Origin of the sequence: Paraburkholderia caribensis, from assembly GCF_002902945.1 — a bacterium.
Taxonomy (GTDB): Bacteria; Pseudomonadota; Gammaproteobacteria; order Burkholderiales; family Burkholderiaceae; genus Paraburkholderia; species Paraburkholderia caribensis.
The window spans coordinates 2,540,652-2,561,258 of record NZ_CP026102.1 but is presented as its reverse complement, the minus strand read 5'-3'; the positions used below and the strand labels follow the sequence as shown (position 1 = coordinate 2,561,258).

Sequence of the window (20,607 nt, the reverse complement as noted above, 5' to 3'; positions counted from 1 at the left end):
ACATACCGTTCGCTGCCGCTGGCCTTTGTACGGGTGCGTGAAGCGGGTGAGGCATGTATTCGGAGCGCTGGCAACGGGCACTGACCAGGGCACGGCGGCGTGAAGCGTGGGGACGTTGGGGGCCCGTGGACAAGAACATGGGCTGACGGTGTTAGCCGCTTTCTTTTGCCTACTTTTCTTTGCGGCGGCAAAGAAAAGTAGGTGCCGCCCCGCACAGGGGCGACGCGTGAAGCGAGCTAACGTATCGCGGATGCCAGCACAAAACTCCAAAACCCGAACCCTGCAACTGCAAACACCGGAACCCTAACCCCACGGCCTCGCAGAGAAAACGCAAACCCAAACCCAGCCCCAAACCTCAATCAGCCCGAAGCACAACAGTCGCCAGCGGCGGCAGCACCAAAGAGGCCGACTGCGGCCGCCCATGCGCGGCAACGTCATCTGTATAGATGACTCCACCGTTACCCACATTAGACCCACCATAAACCCCAGCATCGGAATTAACGATCTCAGCCCACCGCCCCGCGCGGGGCATCCCAATCCGATACGCATGCCGGGGCACCGGCGTAAAGTTGCAAACCGTAATCAGCTCGCGCCCCGCGCCATCCGTGCGCCGCCAGGCAAAAACCGAATTCACGCTATCGTCGCCAATGATCCACTCGAACCCCCCCGGCTCGGTATCGAGCCGATGCAACGCCGGTTCCTCGCGATAAAGCCGGTTCAAATCCCGCACGAGCCGCTGCACCCCATGGTGCAATTCATCATCGAGAAGATGCCAATGCGGCGACCCATCGTGATCGAACTCGGCCATCTGCCCAAACTCGCCGCCCATGAACATCAGCTTCTTGCCCGGATGGGCCCACATAAACGCAAAGTACGCGCGCAGATTCGCAAACTTCTGCCAGCGGTCGCCAGGCATCTTGCCCAGCAGCGATCCCTTGCCATGCACGACCTCGTCGTGCGAAAGCGGCAGCACGAATTTCTCGGAGTACGCATACACCATCGCAAACGTCATGTTGTGGTGATGCCATCGACGGTTGATCGGGTCTTCGTGCATGTAGTGCAGCGTATCGTGCATCCACCCCATGTTCCACTTGAACTGGAAGCCGAGCCCGCCATCCTCGATGCGCGCCGTCACACCCGGCCACGCCGTCGATTCCTCGGCGATCGTGATCGCCCCATGCACGTCCGGCATGTGCTGCACTTCGTGATTCAGCCGCTTCAAAAACGCAATCGATTCGAGATTCTCACGCCCGCCATAAATATTCGGCACCCACTCGCCCGCCGCACGCGAATAGTCGCGATACAGCATCGACGCGACGGCATCCACCCGCAAGCCATCGACGTGATAGCGCTTGAGCCACGCCAGCGCCGATGCGATCAGGAACGCGCTCACCTCGTTGCGGCCGAGGTTGTAGATCATCGTGTTCCAGTCCTGGTGATAGCCCTCGCGCGGGTCGGCGTGCTCGTAAAGCGGCGTGCCGTCGAACTCGATCAGTCCGTGTGCGTCGTTCGGAAAGTGCGCGGGCACCCAGTCGAGTATCACGCCCAGCCCCGCCTCGTGCGCGCGGTTGATAAAGCCCGCGAACTGCTCCGGCGTGCCGAAGCGCGCCGACGGCGCGAACTGCGACAACGGCTGATAACCCCACGATCCACCAAACGGATGCTCGGCAATCGGCATGAACTCGATATGCGTGAAGCCCATTTCCTTCGCATAAGGAATCAGCCGGTCCGCGAGCTCGGACCAGTTCAAGCCGCGATGCCCTTCCTCCGCGACGCGCAGCCACGATTCCGCATGCACCTCGTAGATCGAGATCGCCGATTGCGCGGTCTGCTTCGACGCGCGCGTCTGCATCCAGTCGCCGTCGGTCCACGGAAAACGCTCGACGGCGTCGACGTGCGCAACGACGGACGCCGTCGCGGGCGGCTTCTCGGTCTGCATCGCGCAAGGGTCGGCCTTGAGCGGCAACGGATGGCCGTCGCGCGCCAACATCTCGTACTTGTAGCGCGTGCCCGCGCCGATGCGCGGCACGAACAGTTCCCACACGCCGGCCTGATGGCGCAGCCGCATCGGATGACGGCGGCCGTCCCATGAGTTGAAGTCGCCCACCACCGACACCCGCCGCGCATTCGGCGCCCATACGGCAAAGCGCACGCCCGGCACGCCATCCAGCGTGAACGGCCGCGAGCCGAGGCATTCGAGCACCGCGTACGGATCGCCCCACGCGACGCGTTGCAAGGGCTCGTCGCCGAGTACGGGGCCGAACGAATACGTGTCCTCGATTTCCTGAACCGTCCCATGCCAGTCGATCCGCAAGCGATACGCCACGGCTTCGCTGACGGGACCCGCGAACAGGCCGCCCGGATGCAGTTGCTCCAGTTCGCCGAGCAGCCTGCCGTCGTCGCGCGCGATCACCGACACGCGCGCCGCGTTCGGCAGCATCACGCGCACGACGGGGCCGGCGCTCGTCTGGTGCATGCCGAGTTGCGAGAACGGATCGTGATGGCGCGCATCGACGAGCGCATCCAGGTCCACGCGATGCAGACCGGCCGCCTCAAGTTGAACGTTGTAGTGCTCACTCATAATCGCCCTCTGATGCTGCGGGAGGCGCCGACGCAGCCGCCGGCGAATGCGGCGCGGCGCCCGTGTCGCCCAGCAGGCGGCTCGTCAGCGCGGCAAGGCCGCGCACCGGCAAGCCGAGCCATGCGGGACGGTTGGCCGCCTCGTAGCGGATTTCATAAGCGGCCTTCTCGATCAGGAACAGATCGAGCAAGGCCTGTTCGTGCTCCGGCGCGACGAGCCGTTGCGGCGCGGCTTGCGTTGCCGCGCGGTACTCGGTGAGGAACGCCTCGGCAGCGGCGGCGCGGAAGCGCTCGAACAGCGCGCGCTTGCGGTCGGCCGTCATCTGCGGCGCGGCTTCCATTGTCGATTGCGCGGCGGCGCTCGCGTACGACAGCGAACGCAGCAGCCCCGCAACGTCGCGCAACGGGCTCGACTTCGCGCGCCGCTCCTCCAGTTCGCGCGCCGGCTCGCCTTCGAAGTCGATCAGGAAGGCGTCGCCCTGCGCCACGAGCACCTGGCCCAGATGGAAGTCGCCGTGAATGCGCGTGCGCAGCGCATGCGCGTCGGGCGTCACGAGCTTCGACACCGCTTCGACCAGCTTGTCCTTGCGGTCGAGAATGCTGCGGCCGAGCAGTGCGGCATCTTCGCCCAACTGATCGACGTTCTTCTCGAGCAGGTCGAGCGCGGTGGCAAGCAGTTTCTGCGTACCGTCGATCCACGCCTGCACCTGTTTGCTGTCAGCGGGTTCGGGATCGAATGCCGGGTTGTCCGATGGCGACGCGAGCGCGACGTGCAGCTCGCCGAGCCGCTTGCCGATGATCCCCATGTACGACGCGTAGCCTCCCGTCGCTTCTTCCTCGTTCACGCGGTCCTGGTTCGCCTGGTTCTCGTTGCTGGCGCCGTCGACGGCGAGCGCCAGTTCGTCGACCGAACGGCGCAGCGTGTCGAGCGCCCAGTTCCACGCGTCGCCCTGGTTGTCGACGAAGCCTTGCAGGATACACAGCGTATGCGGCACGTTCTCGGGATCGACGCGCACCACTTCGCCATACAGCGGCGCGGTGTTCGCGTAGCCGAGCTGCGTCAGATAGCGGCTCATTTCCGCTTCGGGGTGCACGCCCTTCAGCAGACGCCGCACGAGCTTCAGCACCACCTTGTCGGCGATCACGAGCGAACTGTTGCTCTGCTCGGCGGCGAGCCAGCGGATTTCGGGCTGGTCGCCAAGATCGAGTTCGTCGAAACGGTCGGTCGGAATGAAATGGATCGTGCTCTTTTGCACGGTCGGCACGCCGGCGCGCTCGCGCAGCTTGCGCAGCGTGCCGTATGCGAACTGCGGCAACGAGAACGCGTCCGTCAGATGGCCGACGTTGCGCCCGCGGCGCACGCGCGCCAGCGCCAGTTGCATGAAGAGCGGCGTGGTCGTGTCCGCGCCCCATGTGATGGCGAGCGGCAGCACGTAACGCTCGGTGTGGTCGCCGACATCCGCTTCGATCTCCGTGAACGCGAAGCCCGCTTCGGGGATCGTCGTGAGCGCGGCGAGGCGCACGGCATGCATCTTCTGATCCTTCGACGCAAACCATCTGCGGCGTCCCAGCCACGACGGCAGCACTTCCGATTCGAGCAGCCGCACGTTCTCGGGTGTCGGACCCGCCTGGCCTTCGCGGATCACGATGGTGACGAAATCGGGCAGCGGCTCGGACGGCGCCTGGCTCCATGTCGGACGGCCGCCGCCTTCGCAAAGCAGGAACCACAGGAAGCCGTACGGCGGGAAGGTCAGCAGATACGTCAGTTGCCCGATGCGCGGAAACACCGAGTCCGCCGTCATTTCGATGGGCACCGCGCCGTTGAATTCGGACAGATCGAGTTCGACCGCCTGCGGCGCACGCGACAGATTCGCGACGCACAGAATGGGCGGCTCGCCCGGCAGTTCGCGCAGATACGCGAGAATCTTGCGGTTGCTCGGCTTCAGGAAGCGGATCGTGCCGCGCCCGAACGTGTGCTTCGAGCGGCGCGTCGCGAGCATGCGCCGCGTCCAGTTGAGCAGCGAATGCGGATCGCGGCTCTGCGCTTCGACGTTGACGGCGTCGAAGCCATACAGCGAGCCCATGACGGGCGGCAGCACCAGTTGCTCGGGATCGGCGCGCGAGAACCCGCCGTTCCGGTCGGACGACCATTGCATCGGCGTGCGCACGCCGTCGCGGTCGCCGAGGTGAATGTTGTCGCCCATGCCGAGTTCGTCGCCGTAATAGATGACGGGCGTGCCCGGCATCGACAGCAGCAGCGAATTGATCAGCTCGATGCGGCGGCGGTCGCGCTCCATCAGTGGCGCGAGGCGCCGCCGGATGCCGAGATTCAGGCGTGCGCGCCGGTCGCTCGCATAGGTATTCCACAAATAATCGCGCTCGGAGTCCGTGACCATTTCGAGCGTGAGTTCATCGTGATTGCGCAGGAAGATCGCCCATTGGTTGGTCTCGGGGAGATCCGGCGTCTGCTTCATGATGTCGGTGATCGGAAAGCGGTCCTCGCTCGCAATCGACATGTAGATGCGCGGCATCAGCGGGAAGTGGAATGCCATGTGGCATTCGTCTTCGTTGCCGAAGTATTCCTGCACGTCTTCCGGCCACTGGTTCGCTTCGGCGAGCAGCATCCGGTTCGGATATTCGGCGTCGATGGTCGCGCGAATCTTCTTCAGGATCGCGTGTGTTTCGGGCAGATTCTCGTTGTTCGTGCCTTCGCGTTCGACGAGATACGGCACGGCATCCAGCCGCAACCCGTCGATCCCCAGATCGAGCCAGAAGCGCATCACCTGCAGCACTTCGCGCATCACCGAGGGATTGTCGAAGTTCAGGTCGGGCTGGTGCGAGTAGAAGCGGTGCCAGTAGTACTGGCCCGCAACGGGGTCATGGGTCCAGTTCGACGGTTCGCTGTCAATGAAAATGATGCGCGTCTGCTCGTACTTCTTGTCCGTGTCGGACCACACGTAGTAGTTGCGATGGTTCGAGCCGGGCTTCGCGCGGCGCGCGCGCTGGAACCACGGGTGCTGGTCCGACGTGTGGTTGATGACCAGCTCGGTGATCACATGCAGGCCGCGCGCGTGCGCTTCCTGGATGAAGCGCTTGACGTCGCCAATCGTGCCGTAGTCGGGATGCACGTTCTTGTAATCGGCGATGTCGTAGCCGTCGTCGCGGCGCGGCGACGGATAGAACGGCAGCAGCCAGATCGCGCTCACGCCGAGTTCCGCGATATAGTCCAGCTTCGCGATCAGGCCCGGGAAATCGCCGACGCCGTCGTTGTTCGCATCGAAGAACGACTTGATGTGCACCTGGTAGATGATCGCGTCCTTGTACCAGAGCGGATCGTCGGCGAGCGTCGACACCTTGGCGCGGCGCGATGGGCGCGGCTTCGCTGGAGCGGCCTCGGCCGTCGGGTCGGTGAAATGCTGCGACGTGCTTTCGGCGGGATCGTCACGTTTCATATCGCACCTTCATTGAATGTCGTGTCGTGAGCGGCCCGATGCGTGTCGCTCTCATCGGGAACAGCGTCGCGCGGCAGGCCGGCCGCGGGCGCGATGCGCCAGATCGCGAACGGCCGTGCGCCGGGATCGAGCCGCACGTGTTGCCATCTGCCATGCCATTGAAACTGCTCGCCCGTCATCTGGTCGATCACGTCGATGGCGCCGTGATCGTGCAGGCCCCAGGCGTTGAACGTGCCCCACGACAACTCGATATCCGCGCCCTGTTCGTTGTACGGATCGAGATTGATCGCGACGACGATCACGTTGTCGCGCGCCGGCGTGGCCTTTTCGAAGAACAGGATGCTCTCGTTGTGCGCGGGCAGGAACGTCAGATTCAGATGCGAGTGCAGCGCCGGGTTCGTGCGGCGAATGCGGTTCAGCTCCGTGATTTCGCGCACGATGTTGCCGGGCCGGTTCCAGTCCCATGCGCGGATCTGATACTTCTCCGAGTCCAGATACTCTTCGCTGTTCGGCAGCGCGGCGGCTTCGCACAGTTCGAAGCCGCTATACACGCCCCACAGTCCCGACAGCATCGTCGCGAGCGCGGCGCGAATCAGAAAGCCCGGACGCCCCTGCGCCTGCAGATGACGCGGGTTGATGTCCGGCGTGTTGACGAAGAAGTTAGGCCGGAAGAATTCGCGCAGATCGGTTTGCGTCAGTTGCGTCAGATATTCGGTGAAATCGCGCTTCGATTCGCGCCATGTGAAGTACGTGTACGACTGCGAGAAGCCGAGCTTCGCGAGCCGCGCCATCACGCGCGGACGCGTGAACGCTTCGGCGAGGAAGATCACGTCGGGATGCCGCGCGCGGACGTCGTTGATCATCCATTCCCAGAACGGGAAAGGTTTCGTGTGCGGATTGTCGACGCGGAAGATGCGCACGCCTGCATCGATCCAGAACAGGATCACGTCGCGTAGCGAAATCCACAAATCGGGCTTTGCATCGCGCGCGTAGAAGTCCGGATTCACGATGTCCTGATACTTCTTCGGCGGGTTCTCCGCGTAACGCAGCGTGCCGTCGGGACGCCACGCGAACCATGTGGGATGCTGCTTGAGCCACGGGTGATCGGGCGAGCATTGGATCGCGAAGTCGAGCGCGATTTCCAGGCCGTGATCGTGCGCGGCGGCGAGCATGCGCCTGAAATCGTCGAGCGTGCCGAGCTGCGGATGCACGGCATCGTGGCCCCCCGCTTCGCCGCCGATTGCATACGGGCTGCCCACGTCGTCCGGGCCAGGCGTCAGCGTGTTGTTGCGGCCCTTGCGGTTGGCGACGCCGATGGGGTGAATAGGCGGAAAGTACAGCACGTCGAAGCCCATGTCGCGGATGCGCGGCAGTTTGCCGATCACGTCGTCGAAGTTGCCGTGACGATGCTCGTCGTCGCTCATCGAGCGCGGAAAGATCTCGTACCAGCTGCCAAAGCGCGCACCCGCGCGTTCGGCATCGATGCGATAGACGACAGGATCGCGCGACAGCCCAGGCCGGTGACGTGCGGCGGCGAACGCGTCGGCCGTGGTCGGCGCGAGCACGATCGCGAGGCGCTCGCCCGTGTCGGCCTTCATGAACTCCTTGACGATCGCTTCGAGCTGCTGCCGCTGCGAGCCTTCGACCGTCTCCGTTTCCGCCAGCGCGAGCGCGAACAGATGCTTCGCCTCTTCGAGTTCGAGATCGACGGACTGATCGGCCTTCAGCTTCTTCTGCATGTGATCGACGAGCGACGCGAAATCGTCGCGCCACGCAATCACCGTGTATTCGTGACGCCCGACACGCTCCAGCGCAACGCGCGCTTCCCAGATGTCGTTGCCGGCGGGCTGCGCGGGCGTCATCGGTGCTTCGTGCCAGGCGGTTTCGTCGGCGGCGCGCCAGATCACGGCGGCCGCGATCTTGTCGTGGCCTTCGGCGAACACGGCGGCCGTGATGTGCACGCGTTCGCCGACGATGCGCTTGGCGGGGAAGCGTCCGTGATCGACGGCGGGCGACACGCTTTCGATCGCGACGCGCGAGCCCGCGATCGCATCGAGCACGCTCTTGTGTCCCGAGGTCTTCGTGTTTTTCTTGTCGATGGGCGGTGCAAGCACGACGGGCTTTTCGGCGACCGCGCGGAACAGACGGCACGCGCCCGGCGCGAGCGTGAATGGGGCGAGCGGCTGCGGCGCGCCGCGCGATTCGGTGCCGAGTGGCACGAAGCGCGTGAAGTCGCCCGGCACGCCGTCGAGAAAGCGCGCGGGATCGACGCGCACGGGCGTGCCCAACTCCGGGTTGATCGCCACCATCACGGCTTCGCCCGCGTCGCGCAAATCGCGCTGATCGCCGCGCAACAGGATCGCGGCGTGCGTGTCGGGGCCGGACAGCGAACGCAGCTCGCCATTGGTTTGCAACGGCCAGGTGTCGCGCGCGATCGCGTTCGCGTGACGCACGCGCTCGGAGAGATCGAAGCGCGCCGCGCCGCGCAGGCTCGCGTAGTGGGCGGCGTCGCCGAGCGTATGCGAGATCGGCTCGGCAATGCCATATTCGAAGCCCATCGGCATCATCCAGCCGGTGCCCGTCGAAACGGCTGTCAACAATGCGCGGCGATACGCGCGCTCGACGATCGCGGCATCGTGCACATGTTCGAGGTCGGCCGCGAGCCGCGTGCCGTAAGGCGCTTCCGGAAAGGCGACGGGCGAGCCGATGCGCATCAGCAGCGCGTGCTCGTCGAGCATCCACGGCGCGCGGAAGTCCCACCAGCGCGACGACGAAAACACGGCGTCGAAGCCCACGCCTTCGAGCGCGGCGACGTCCGCGCGCTCGAGGCCGGGCGTCGCGGCGAGAAAGCGCGTGGACGGATGGCGCGATGCGCGCACGGCCTCGAGCAGGCGCCGCCATGCGAAGGCGGGCACGCGGTGCGGCGAATCGAAACGGAATCCGCCGATGCCCGCATCCGCGAGCGCGTCGAGCGTCTGCGCCCACCAGTCGAGCAGCGGCGCAGCCGCGTGCTCGTCGTTGAAGTTCGCATACGCGACGTTGTCTTCGTGGCGTGCATGGCGCGGATCGAGCCGCGCTTCTTCCGGTTCGAACGGATGAAACCAGTCGCGGTGTTCACGAAACAGATTGCCGTCGGCGGCAGCGCGATCGATCACGAGATCGACCAGCAGCGTCAGGCCGTGCTGGCTCGCGGTTTCGGCCAGACGCTGCAGCACTTCATGCGCGCTCCCGGTGCCGGCGAACGCGGGATGCAGCCGCGCATGATCGCTGACGATCTGCGCGTGGCCGGCCTGTCCCGGCTGGAACAGTCCGCCGATCAGCACATGATCGAAACCGAGCGCCGCGGCATGCTCGAACTGCGCGGGCCACGCATCCAGCTGTCCGACCAGGGGAGAATGCACAAAGTAAATCCGCGGCGCATAGGCGTGAGGAGCTTCCATCGGTCGTTTCCAGATTTCGTCCTGCTGTGCGGCGTGGATGCACATGGGTGCGATCACGACCGCCTATTAGGCTTCAGAGCCGGATGCCGCGCGATGCGTCCTGCGACGGCGCGTACTGCTCAATGTAGTGCATTCATTGATCGACAGGCGGCGCGTCAGTTCAAAGAGTCTGCGACGGCGCCGCAAGTCGTCTGTCCGGGTTCAATCAACAGGCGGTGGTAGAGCAAGCGGTATGCCAGAAAGCGATACAGCAGGGTCAGGACTGAAGCGGCGAGATGCGTGCAAGGACGGCTGGTGCAGCCTGGTACGGCACGGCGAAAAAGATGCGGGCGCGGCGTCGTTCATACGAATGATGCCGCGCAACCGAAGGAAGACGTGTAATTCGGGCGCGTCGTCCGGCGGCTGTTACATGGCATGTTGCCATAGCCGCGGGCGCGGGGCTGCCGAAGGACTGCGCGCGCGATGGTTTCTGCGCGCGGCCCGCTACGATCCGAGCAAACCGGCCGCCATGTTGATGCACAGCCCGAGCACGGCTACGTTGAAATAGAACGACAGCACCGACTGCGCGAGCGCCGCGCGGCGCACCTCGCGCGAGCGCAGCACGACGTCCGACGTCTGCGATGCGACGGCGATCGTAAAGGAGAAGTACAGGAAGTCCCAATAGTTCGGATCGAGCTTGCGGTCGGGAAACTTCAGCGCGGTTTCCTGGGTGTCGGTTGCGAAGTGCAGGCGCGCGTAGTGCAGCGTGAAGATGGTGGGTATCAGGAACCACGCGCCGATCAGCGTGATGCCCGTCACGATGTAATGCGACACGCCCGTGCTGCCTTTCGACGACGCCAGCTCCAGCACGATGGCGGCCACGCTCGCGACCGTCGCGAGACAGACGACGGCGAGCACGACCCCCGCGTTCTCGTCTTCGCGCTGCGCAATGTCGCGCACGCGATCGTGATCGGCGCGTGCCATCTCCAGCCACATCAGCGCGAGATAGGCCCACACGGCGACGTCCCACGAGACCAGCACGCGGATCATCGGGCGTATGTGCACGCCCGCGAGCAGCACGCCGACCAGCACGCCGAGCACGAGGCCCGTCATCATGCGCGGGCGGTTGCGCAATACCTGTGGATAGACGCTCATGGGCGGGTGCTCCGGGCAGCGGAGCGTGACATCCGTATGTCTCGATGCATGTTCGAAAGTGGTGGTGAAGGTTGCGGCGATTCTACCGGGGGCATGATGGTGGATGATTTGTCGAAAAAGTTGTGGGGACGTTATAGGTTTCCGCAGTTTTGCTCACTGGGCTTGCATGCGGCTTTCATCCGTTGTTTCGTTCTCGCGCGCAGCGAACGGCGAGCATGCAAGGGCGGCAACATCGCTGCCGCACCCGGCCATCAGAGACCGCGAGACAGCGGTGCAAGACCGGTTTTCGGGCGGACGCCCGGCATGCGCGCATGGTCCGGCGCGAACCGAGCGACGCGCAGATGGCCGCCGTCGCGAACTATGTGACGAAACAGTTCGGCAATCCCCGCTCGACGCTGAGCGCGGAGCAGGTCGGCAGGCTGCGCGCCGTGCCGCAGTGAACGAACCGTGATCGAACCATGAGCGTGGCGACGGGAGCCTGCATGTTGGCGGCGGGAATGCGTATAGCTCGCAAACGGTCATGCACTACGCACGAATCCGGCTCACGAAAGGCGTGCGAACGCGAGATGCCGCGCATACGACGCTTGCACGCTCGCACTATCATGGTGTTATGGATTCCACACTTGTCACCGTCGTCCAACATCATCCCGTCAACCGGACCGGACGCGATTTCGTCGTCGGCGATCTGCACGGTTGCGTCGACGCGCTGCGCTTCCTGTTGCGCGAGGTCGATTTCGATCCGTCGCGCGACCGGCTGTTCTCCGTCGGCGATCTCGTCGATCGCGGCTCGCAGTCGGAAGAGGCGCTGGCGCTGCTCGACAAGCCCTGGTTCCATGCCGTGCTCGGCAATCACGAGGACGCGCTCTGCGCGGTCGCTGAAGGCAAGCTGAAGAAGCAGTGGTGGTATGGAATCGGCGGGCTGTGGAGCGTGCAGGTACCCATCGAAAGGCTGCGCGTCTATGCGCAGCGTCTGCGCACGCTGCCGCTGGTGCGCGTGATCGGCTCGGGCAGCGAGCGCTTCAACGTGCTGCATGCGGAATTTCTCGGCTCGGACGCCGAACTCGACGCCGACAACCTTTCCGAAGAAGTTCGCCAGCAACTGCTGTGGGGCCGCAGCCTGGCGATGGGCGCGGGCGATCCGATGCGCCAGCTTGGGCTGTCGCTCACCTATTGCGGCCATACGCCCGTGCGCGAAGTGCAGCAGATCGGCGCGCAGATGTTCATCGATACGGGCGCATTCGGTCCGGGCGGCAAGCTGACCATCGTCGAGGCGCGCACGACGAAGCGCTGGTCGGTGACGGTCGAACGGGCTCGTTCGGTCGGCGCTTCGGCGCTGGCATTGCCTTGAGCTTGCGTTCTGACGCGTCCGGCGCCGTAGCGTTTAGCCCACCTGATTCAGTTCGAAGACGATATCGACGGCGCTGCCGTTCCAGTTGTATTCCAGATACGCCGCGTGATGGCAGTCGCGCAGCAGCGTCGTTTTGAACGCGGCGAGGCATTCCCCGCCCGCATCCCGCACCGACGGATAGACGATGCCCGGCGCGCCCGCTGCGCGCGCCGCGCGGCCGAGCGCCTGGCCGGGCGTGTAGTCGTTCGGCGACAGCACTGAAACATCGACCGATCCGGCATCACGCAAGTCCACCACGTCGCCCTGCGCCATCACCGTGTAGAGGCGCATTTGCTGACGCATCGGCGGCTCCTGCGTGGCGGCGAGGAAGAGGCCCGAGTGATAACGCGTTTCGGCGATCGCGGTTTCGCGCGAGCGCGCGCAGTAGAACACGCCGTAGGTGCCGTCGGAGAAGCGGCTGCCTTGCGGATTCAGATGCGTGAGCGCGGCCATGATCGGCCCGTAGCCGGGACCGAAGCGCCGCTCCTCGCGCGGCACGAGATCGAGATCGCCGACTTCGGTGCGTACGCGGTCATTGGTCATGGCTTCGAGCGCGTAAAGCGCATCGAAGTCTTCAGGCGACGCGACGCGGTCGAACAGGTTGACGGCGGGAAAGCGCGTGGGGATCACGCGGAACGCAGGTGTCCAGGCGAGCGAGGCCACACGCCATTGGTCTTGCCATTGCAGTTCAGTCACGCCCAGCCGCCTCGCATTGCGTCGAGATACTGGCGCACGGCCACGAGGTCGCTGATGTTGCCCGCCAGCATGCGGTCCAGCGCGCGGCGGCCGCCGAACGGCGGCGCACTGTTGGGGCGCTTGATCCACGTGTCGGCGGCGGCAGGTTGCGGCAGCAGGATTTGCAATGCCTTGTAGATGCCGAGCAGAAGCGACAGCCGCTCCAGCGTGTCGCGGCCGAGGCGGGCCGTTTGCGGCGCGTTCTTCCATTTGAAGAAGGTGGAGCGGCCCGGCGAGCCGAGCAGGATGATCTGCTCTTCGGCGCTCAATTCCCAGTCGCGCGCGATGTTGAAGAACGCGCGCAGACCGGCGGCGGACATGTCCGCCATGGAGGGTTCGGCGGGCGGTCGTCGCAACGGGCGTTCGGCGCTCGAATAATGGGCAGCGGAAGACATGATCGGAGTCCTGAGTTGAACTTTTTATGCATATTAGTCTATATGCGGATTAATGCAAGCGCGGCTGTATAATCCGCCCTCCAGTTTTTGCACGGAGACTGCGGTGTCGCTGCGTTCGAAGGTGTGGGTGTCGGTTGGTTTGCTGTGCGTGTCGGTGGCGGCGCGCGCCGAGTACAAGGAAGTGTGGAATCCGCCTGAGGCCGCGCAGCACGCGAGGCACTCGAAGCACGTTGCCGGTGCGGGTGCATCGAAGGGCGCGCATCGGGGCAAGTCCGCGCCACATGCGAAAGTGGCGGGAAAGGCTGCCGTCCCGTCCGGGAAAACAAAAGCGACTAGCGCCGCCGTCAAAACGGCTCACGCGCCTGCGCCGCGCGATTCATCGCAAAAGCCTGCGCCTGCAAAGCCAGTCGTGGCTGCGGCCAAGCCTCGCCAGGCCGCGCAGAGCAGTGCGCCGCAAGCCAGCGCTCAACCGCCGCGCGAACTTCCGCCGATCCTCCACTAGCGCCCGCCAGCGCCTCACTGCGCGATCAACCCGTTCGTCACGAGCCGCAACGACTCGACTGAACGCGCGTCGCGCACGCGCGAATGGAGCGTCACACGCGATTCCGGCAGGGCCGGCAAGCCGAGCCGCGTGCCTGAATCGACCAATCCGCCTGGCGCGACACGCCTTGCCAGCGGCGACACGGCGAGCCCGGCCGCCGCCGCGGCGCCGACAGCCTGCACGCCGCCGCCGACAAACGCCTCGCGCCACGCGATCCCCGCGCCGTCCAGCGTGCGCAGCGCGACCGAGCGCACGTTGCAGGGTGCGGCCAGCAGCGCCAGCGGCAGCGGCTCGCCCGCGCGCGGCTGCCATTCGGGCGTCGCGAGCCAGGACAGCGGCTCGGTGAAGAGCAACTGGCCGTCTTCACGCGGTGCGTCGTCGGGCTCCGAACGCACGATCACGGCATCGAGCCGCCGTTCGTCGAACTGCTGCAACAGCGCGGACGACAACCCCATATGCAACTCCAGCACCAGCACTGGATCATGCGCATTGACGCGCGCGAGCAGCGCCGCGAGGTCGGTGCCCGCCACATGCTCGCTCAAGCCCAGCGAGAGCCGCCGTCTGTCGGCGGATAGCGCGCCGAGTGCGCGATCGTGCGCGCCCAGCAGGTCGCGCGCGCCGTCGAGAAATGCCTGGCCGTGCTCCGACAGCCGCACGACGCGCGGCGTGCGTTCCAGCAAAGGCTTGCCCAGATGCGCTTCGAGCCGTTTCAGCTTGAGGCTGACGGCGGACTGCGTGGTGTCGAGGGCATCGGCGGCGCGGGTGAAGCTGCGCAGATCCGCGACCAGCACGAAGGCGCGCACAGCATCGAGATCGAGTACTTTCATTTCAATTTAAAATAGATGAAATATCCAGCTATATCTGTTCATTATGATAATGCCGAACTAACCTGAGTGCACGTTCTGTTCATTCATAGGAGTTCGACATGCCTTTCACCCGAATCGCACTTCGTGCCGGCAAGCCTGCTGCTTACCGCGAGGCGCTCACGCAAGGCATCCAGCGCGCGCTGATTGCCGAGTTCAACGTCCCCGAAGACGACATCTTCATGGTCATCACCGAGCACGACGACAGCAACATCGTCTATGACCGCAACTATCTAGGCATCGCGCGCAGCGACGATCTCGTGCTGATCCAGCTCACCGTGACCAACAGCCGGACGCAGGAGCAGAAAAAGGCGCTCTTCAAACGCATCGCCGACAACCTCGCCGAGCATCCGGGCGTGCGGCGCGAGGACGTGTTCATCAATCTCGTCGAAGTGCTGAAGGAAAACTGGTCGTTCGGCAACGGGATCGCGCAGTACGCGCTCTGAGCGTTTGCGCCACGGCTTGCGTGCGGCTGGCGAAAGGGGCGTCGCTATAATGGATCGCACCTTCACCCGTCCTTCCGTCCTTCAGCCGACACGCACGCGAGCCATGACATCCGATAACAACAACGCTTCCCACGATGCCTTGCAATTTGGCGGCTCCGTCTGGTTCCGCTCGGGCGAGCAGGCGCTCGGCGGCACGCAGCGCATTGCACTGCTGGCGGCGATCGGCGAAACGGGCTCGATCACGGGCGCGGCCAAGGCGGTCGGCATGAGCTACAAGGCCGCGTGGGACGCCGTCGACGCGATGAACAACCTCGCGGGCGAAACGCTCGTGATCCGCTCGACGGGCGGCAAGGGCGGCGGCGGCACGACGCTCACGCCGCGCGCGCTGAGTCTGATCGATACGTTTCGCGCGGTCGAACGCGAGCACCGGCTGTTTCTCGAACGCGCGGGCGCGGCGATCGCCGGATTCTCCGACGACTGGCGGCTGATCGGCCGCATCGGCATGAAGACGAGCGCGCGCAACCAGTGGTACGGCAAGGTCAGTGCGATCCAGCGCGGCACGGTCAACGACGAAGTTGCATTGGCATTGCCCGGCGGCCAGTCCGTCGTCGCCGTCGTCACGCACGAAAGCACGGAGACGCTGGGGCTTGCTGTAGACGGCGAAGCGGTGGCGCTGGTCAAGGCGTCGTCGGTGCTGCTGGTTGCCGACGACGGCACGTCGGACCGGCTGTCGACCCGCAACCGCCTGCGCGGCACGGTGTCGGCGGTGCGGCGCGGCGCGGTGAATGCCGAGGTGTCGCTGACGCTCGAAGGCGGCGCGGTCGTGACGGCCGTCGTCACGAATGAGAGCGTCGAGGAGCTGGCAATCGCCGAAGGGCAGGCGCTCGTGGCCGCGTTCAAGGCGTCGAGCGTGATTCTGGGCGTGACAGCCGAGGCTTAACCGCCGAGGCTTAACCGCGCAGCGCCGTCTGCTAGGACACCGTGCGGGGATAGCCCGCGAAAGGCGCATTCTCGCGCACGCTGCCGTCATAAACCTGCACGACCTGATCGCCGAATGCGGCGACATCGTCGGGATCGTGCGTGATCAGTAGCATTGGAATGTCGAGCCGCGTTTGCAGATCGGAGAGTTCGCGCCGCATGCGCGCGCGCAGCGCGTGATCGAGCGCGGAAAACGGTTCGTCGAGCAACAGCAGGCGCGGCTTCGCAACGAGCGCACGTGCCAGCGCCACGCGCTGTCTTTGCCCGCCCGAAAGCTGTGCGGGATGATGGCCGGCCACCGTTTTCAGATCGAGCGCGTCGAGCCAGTAGTCGATCTGCGGATGCGAAAAACGCCGTCCCGGATTCAGCCAGCCTGTGTGCATCCCGAAACCGATGTTCTGCCGCACGTTCAGATGCGGGAACAGCGCGTAGTCCTGAAAGAGATACGCGAGACGGCGCGCCTGCGGCTTCTGGTCGATGCCGCGCGTGCTGTCGAAGAGCGGGTCGCCGTGCAGCACGATCTGGCCTTCGTCGGGACGCAGCAGGCCGGCGATCGCCTGCAGCGTCAGGCTCTTGCCCGCGCCCGACGGGCCGAACAGCACCATGCGCTGCGCGCTCGCCGTGAACGACACATCGAGCTTGAACTGGCGTTCGGCCGTGCGCAGCGTTTTGCGGATATCGACGGTGAGCGGCATATCAGCGGGACGTCATCAGCGAGTGTTGCGGCACGAGCCTGCCCGCAAGCACGAGAATCAGGACGCAGGTGACCGAGGTCACGAGCACGAGGAAATTGGCCGTGCTGTCGTCGCCCGCCTGTACGGCGGCGTAGACGGCAACCGACAGCGTCTGCGTGCGGCCCGGCAGATTGCCCGCGATCATCAGCGTCGCGCCGAACTCGCCGAGCGCGCGCGCGAACGCGAGCAGGGCGCCCGCGAGAATGCCGCGCGACGCGAGCGGCAGCGTCACGCGGAAGAAGATCGCCGTTTCGCTGATGCCGAGCGTGCGCGCGGCGCGTTCCAGTTGCGGATCGACGGATTCGAACGCGGCTCGCGCCGACTTCAGCACGAGCGGAAACGCGACCACCATCGACGCGATCACCGCGCCTTGCCATGTGAACACCAGCTGGATATCGAAGCGGTCGAGCCACGCGCCGAACACGCCGCGCCGGCCGAGCAGCACGAGCAGGTAGTAGCCGAGCACCGTCGGCGGCATGACGAGCGGCAGCGTCAGCAGCGAATCGATCAGATCGCGCGCGCCCGAGTGCCAGCGCGCCAGGCCGAAGCCGGCCGCGACGCCGAATACGATGTTCAGCGCCGTCGCCCAGCCCGCGACTTTCAGCGACAGCAGCAGTGGAATCCAGGCCTGTTCCATGATGTCAGCGTCGTGCCTGGTCTCTGGCGGCGCGGCTTAGTGCGCCGGCTTGAAGCCGTACTTCGCGAGCACGGCCTGACCTGCCGGCGACAGCACGAAGGTGATGAACGACTGCGCGTCGGCGGCGTGCTTGCTGCCTTCGACCTGCGCGATCGGATAGGTAATCGGCGTCGTGGTCGGCACGGTCAGCGCGACCTTCACCTTGTCGGGCATGACGGCGGCGTCTGTGCCGAACACGAAGCCGGCGTCGACTTCGCCGCGCGACACGTAATCGAGGCTTTGCCGCACGTTCGACGCCAGCACGCCCTTCGCGCTGACGGCGTCCCACACGCCCGCCGCCCTCAGCGCGCCTTCCGTGTAGCGGCCGACAGGCACGGATGCCGGATCGCCGTATGAAACGCGTTTCACGCTCGCCGTCGTCAGCTCGTTCAGGTTCGACGGCGCGAGCTTGCTGTCCGTCGGCACGATCAGCACGAGCGAGTTCGCGGCGAAATCCTTGCGCGTCGACGACACGATCGCTTTTTGCCCGGCGGCCTTGTCCATCGCTTTCTGGTCGGCGGACGCGAACACGTCGGCGGGCGCGCCCTTCACGATCTGCTGCATCAGCACGTCGGAGGCGCCGAAATTGAACAGCAGCTTCGTGCCGGGATGCGCCTTCTCATACGCGTCGCCGACGGCCTTGAAGGCATTCGTCAGGCTCGCGGCCGCGGACACGACGAGTTCGTCAGCGCGGGCCTGCGCGGCGAAGGCAAACGAAATCGCGCTCGCGGCGAGCAGGGCAGGTTTCAGAAAGCGGATCATGCGCGGCAAGGACATGGGCAGATGGCGCCGGTTCGACCGGGGCGGGTTGAAAACGCCATCGTAATATATGTGGGGTTATAGCGGTCGGCATATTGAACATGTGGCGCGCAAGATAGCCGGTTTCGTGCGATTTATGCGTCGGAATCAGGCAAAGGCATAGCGACGTTGCGTGTTTTTTGCAACGGCGCGAGGGGTGCGACGGGCGCCGCGGGAGCGGTTGGCGCAGCGGGCGCGTAAGCGTCGCGCAACGCTTTCCAGCGGGCGCGGACGAACGGCCGGTCATGGCCGGAAATTTTCAGCGCGATATGCGTGACCCAGCGCTGGGTCGGCAGATGCACGGCGTGCAGAGCGAGTGTGATGATCGTCAGGCTCAACACCACGGGCACGACGGGCAGGCGCCCCGGCGGCGTGGCGTTCCACGCGATGCGGACGAACACGAGCGCCGTCAGCGCGCCGACGATGCAGCCCGTGATCGCCTCCGAAGGCGAATGGGCCTCGACGACGACGCGCGAAAACCCGACCAGCGCGCCGCCGAACAGCGCGAGCGCCACGCCCACGACGCGCACGGCGGGCGGCGCTGGCAGCAGAACGAGCAAGACGGCAACGGGGAACACGGCGGTGGCGAACATCGCGTGCCCGCTCAGGCCGGTGAAGTCCCATACTTGCACGCCGACCCCCCAGCCGAGGAACGCGATCTTCGTCGCCGTAACCAGCGCGATGGCGACGCCGAGCAGAAACAGCCACGCGGCCGCGAGCCGCCACGAATAACCGACGGTGAGCCACAGCGCGATGGCGAAGGCGAGCGGCAAGGTCAGACCGGCGCCGCCGAAATTGGTAACCAGAAGCCAGAATTGTGGTGACAGGTGAAGCATGGACAATCCTTAACGACATGTACGGGGCGCGAACCTGCCAACGGCCAAAGGCTTCCAGGCAGCCGGCGATGGTGCCCGATCGAGAAGGACATTCCCCGCTCGCGCGCATTCTATAAGTATAGAGGCACCCGTTACGCGACAGATGGAAGGAAAAGCGCGAAAACTGCCAGATGTTAGGACAATTCCGAAATTGTCTTGGTCGAAGGTCGGCGCGACGCGCATTTTCCCAAATCGGCCTCGGCCAGTGTCAGCATCGCATGGAGATTGATGTTATTGTGCATTGCACAAGTCTGCCGCAAGGCAGGGAGCATGAGTCCCTATTAGCGAGAAAATCCTATGCCGAAAAGCTTGACCAAAATCTGGCTAGGCGGCCTGAAACGTCTGTTTGCGATCCAGACGGAGCACGCACGCGCGACTACCAAGCGCAAGCCAAAACGGTCGTCAACCCGGACCGCCACGCGACCGGCCACGCCTGGCGTCGCGAAACCGTCGTCGAAAGTCCGGCAGACCGCCACGCGCGACGTGCCGCAGCGCGGCGCGCGCGAATCCCGCGTACGGCCACGCGCCGCTGCCTGGGCGAGCGGTTCGTGGACGCGCTCGTTCCACTCCGCGCCCGCCGCGCCCGGCAGCCTGGTCAACCATTTGCAGTACGGGCTGTATCTGCCCGCCGGCAAGCCTCTCAAGCACGCGCCGCTCCTCGTGATGCTGCACGGCTGCACGCAGTCCATCGACGAATTCGCCGAAGGCACGCGCATGAACCTGCTCGCCGACCGCTACGGCTTCGCCGTCGTGTACCCGGAGCAGTCGAAGCATGCCCATGCGCATCGCTGCTGGCATTGGTACGACGATACCGACCGCGCGGGCCGGGCGGAGGCGCGTGCCGTGGTGTCGCTCGTGGAGGCGCTGGTGGAAGCGCATGGGCTCGACCGCGAGCGCGTGTATGTCGCCGGAATATCGGCGGGCGCGGGGCTGACGTCGTTGCTGGCGCTGCACTTTCCCGAGCATTTCGCCGCCGTTGGGCTGCATTCGGGGCCCGCATTCGGCGATGCGCATTCCGGCATCGCCGCGATGGACGTGATGCGGCGCGGCACGCGGCAGGACCCCGTTGCGCTCGTCGACGCCGTCGCGGACGTGACGACGTATCCGGGCATGCCCGCGATCATCCTGCAGGGTGAAGCCGACCGCGTCGTCGCGCCTGTCAACGCCGAGCAACTGACCGAGCAGTTTTTGCGGCTGAACGGCATCGTCGATGCGCGGGGCGTGCGCAAGGTCGGCGACATCAAGGAGGACCGCAAGGCGACCGTCACGACGCGCGATTACACGCGTGGCGGGCGGCGCGTCGTGCGCCTGTGCCGCGTGCAGGGCCTCGGCCACGCGTGGAGCGGCGGTGACGATGCCGTGCCGTTCCATTCATCGAAAGGTCCGGATGCGTCCAGTCTGTTGTGGGACTTTTTCCGGCATCAGCGTCGTACCGAGTCGACGCGGTCCGCCAGAAGTACCGCCGACAGCCCCCGGCAGCGCGCGAGTTGACAAATTGCCACACTTCGAATTTTGGTGCTGGTGCAATCCTAGGGTTTTCCCTATAATAGGGGTTATCCCTAGGTGTCAGCCA

Annotated in this window: 17 protein-coding genes; 6 read left to right on the top strand and 11 right to left on the bottom strand. The window is 65.3% G+C overall.

The genetic code is table 11. The features are described from left to right. Positions 1-355: 355 nt before the first annotated feature. The 4 genes from glgB to C2L66_RS28085 form a co-directional block, all read right to left on the bottom strand. Positions 356-2,581, bottom strand: a complete 2,226-nt coding sequence (gene glgB, locus C2L66_RS28100; RefSeq protein ID WP_060605010.1) for a 1,4-alpha-glucan branching protein GlgB — start codon at positions 2,579-2,581, stop codon at positions 356-358. Continuing rightward, positions 2,574-6,032 carry a maltose alpha-D-glucosyltransferase gene (gene treS / locus C2L66_RS28095; RefSeq protein WP_060605013.1) on the bottom strand — a complete coding sequence of 1,153 codons (3,459 nt, stop codon included), beginning with the start codon at positions 6,030-6,032 and terminating at the stop codon, positions 2,574-2,576. Before treS ends, glgB begins: the two co-directional genes overlap by 8 nt. Continuing rightward, positions 6,029-9,472 (bottom strand): maltotransferase domain-containing protein, encoded by a 3,444-nt coding sequence (locus tag C2L66_RS28090; RefSeq protein ID WP_082670468.1) that lies wholly within the window; start codon positions 9,470-9,472, stop codon positions 6,029-6,031. The genes treS and C2L66_RS28090 overlap by 4 nt, the downstream gene beginning before the upstream one ends. Positions 9,473-9,955: 483 nt before the next feature. Continuing rightward, positions 9,956-10,606, bottom strand: coding sequence for a DUF1345 domain-containing protein (locus C2L66_RS28085; RefSeq protein ID WP_060605016.1), 651 nt, complete (start codon positions 10,604-10,606; stop codon positions 9,956-9,958). Positions 10,607-10,917: 311 nt separating this feature from the next. Between C2L66_RS28085 and C2L66_RS42180 the strand changes: the two genes are divergently transcribed. Both C2L66_RS42180 and C2L66_RS28080 read left to right on the top strand, forming a co-directional pair. Next, positions 10,918-11,046, top strand: a complete 129-nt coding sequence (locus C2L66_RS42180) for a hypothetical protein (protein ID WP_257722140.1) — start codon at positions 10,918-10,920, stop codon at positions 11,044-11,046. Positions 11,047-11,216: 170 nt separating this feature from the next. Beyond that, positions 11,217-11,954: a metallophosphoesterase gene (locus tag C2L66_RS28080; RefSeq protein WP_054933472.1), complete on the top strand. Its 738-nt coding sequence runs from the start codon at positions 11,217-11,219 to the stop codon at positions 11,952-11,954. Between the two features lie 33 nt (positions 11,955-11,987). Here the strand turns inward: C2L66_RS28080 and C2L66_RS28075 are convergent, their stop codons facing one another. Beyond that, the gene (locus C2L66_RS28075; protein ID WP_060605026.1) at positions 11,988-12,689 is read right to left on the bottom strand and encodes an RES family NAD+ phosphorylase; all 702 of its coding nucleotides are present in this window, start codon (positions 12,687-12,689) and stop codon (positions 11,988-11,990) included. Further along, positions 12,686-13,123 carry an MbcA/ParS/Xre antitoxin family protein gene (locus C2L66_RS28070; protein ID WP_007582627.1) on the bottom strand — a complete coding sequence of 146 codons (438 nt, stop codon included), beginning with the start codon at positions 13,121-13,123 and terminating at the stop codon, positions 12,686-12,688. The genes C2L66_RS28075 and C2L66_RS28070 overlap by 4 nt, the downstream gene beginning before the upstream one ends. A 103-nt stretch (positions 13,124-13,226) precedes the next feature. Between C2L66_RS28070 and C2L66_RS28065 the strand changes: the two genes are divergently transcribed. Then, positions 13,227-13,625 (top strand): hypothetical protein, encoded by a 399-nt coding sequence (locus tag C2L66_RS28065; protein WP_060607078.1) that lies wholly within the window; start codon positions 13,227-13,229, stop codon positions 13,623-13,625. 14 nt (positions 13,626-13,639) lie between these two features. Here C2L66_RS28065 and C2L66_RS28060 read toward each other — a convergent pair whose 3' ends face one another. Further along, positions 13,640-14,491 carry a LysR family transcriptional regulator gene (locus tag C2L66_RS28060; protein ID WP_060605028.1) on the bottom strand — a complete coding sequence of 284 codons (852 nt, stop codon included), beginning with the start codon at positions 14,489-14,491 and terminating at the stop codon, positions 13,640-13,642. Positions 14,492-14,589: 98 nt separating this feature from the next. On the opposite strand from C2L66_RS28060, the gene C2L66_RS28055 reads away from it, so the two are divergent. Together C2L66_RS28055 and C2L66_RS28050 are read left to right on the top strand one after the other, a co-directional pair. Next, on the top strand, positions 14,590-14,973 hold the full coding sequence (locus C2L66_RS28055) for a tautomerase family protein (protein ID WP_060605030.1): 384 nt from the start codon (positions 14,590-14,592) through the stop codon (positions 14,971-14,973). Between the two features lie 103 nt (positions 14,974-15,076). Continuing rightward, positions 15,077-15,913, top strand: coding sequence for a TOBE domain-containing protein (locus tag C2L66_RS28050; RefSeq protein ID WP_060605033.1), 837 nt, complete (start codon positions 15,077-15,079; stop codon positions 15,911-15,913). Between the two features lie 31 nt (positions 15,914-15,944). On the opposite strand, the gene C2L66_RS28045 is transcribed toward C2L66_RS28050, so the two are convergent. The 4 genes from C2L66_RS28045 to C2L66_RS28030 form a co-directional block, all read right to left on the bottom strand. Next, positions 15,945-16,646, bottom strand: coding sequence for an ATP-binding cassette domain-containing protein (locus C2L66_RS28045; protein ID WP_060605035.1), 702 nt, complete (start codon positions 16,644-16,646; stop codon positions 15,945-15,947). A 1-nt stretch (position 16,647) separates the two neighbouring features. Further along, positions 16,648-17,322 carry a molybdate ABC transporter permease subunit gene (modB, locus tag C2L66_RS28040; protein ID WP_060605038.1) on the bottom strand — a complete coding sequence of 225 codons (675 nt, stop codon included), beginning with the start codon at positions 17,320-17,322 and terminating at the stop codon, positions 16,648-16,650. 36 nt (positions 17,323-17,358) lie between these two features. Then, positions 17,359-18,138: a molybdate ABC transporter substrate-binding protein gene (modA, locus tag C2L66_RS28035; protein ID WP_060605041.1), complete on the bottom strand. Its 780-nt coding sequence runs from the start codon at positions 18,136-18,138 to the stop codon at positions 17,359-17,361. Between the two features lie 116 nt (positions 18,139-18,254). Then, positions 18,255-18,995: a phosphatase PAP2 family protein gene (locus tag C2L66_RS28030; RefSeq protein ID WP_060605044.1), complete on the bottom strand. Its 741-nt coding sequence runs from the start codon at positions 18,993-18,995 to the stop codon at positions 18,255-18,257. A gap of 336 nt (positions 18,996-19,331) precedes the next feature. On the opposite strand from C2L66_RS28030, the gene C2L66_RS28025 reads away from it, so the two are divergent. Beyond that, the gene (locus C2L66_RS28025) at positions 19,332-20,525 is read left to right on the top strand and encodes an extracellular catalytic domain type 1 short-chain-length polyhydroxyalkanoate depolymerase (RefSeq protein ID WP_054933481.1); all 1,194 of its coding nucleotides are present in this window, start codon (positions 19,332-19,334) and stop codon (positions 20,523-20,525) included. Positions 20,526-20,607: the final 82 nt, after the last annotated feature.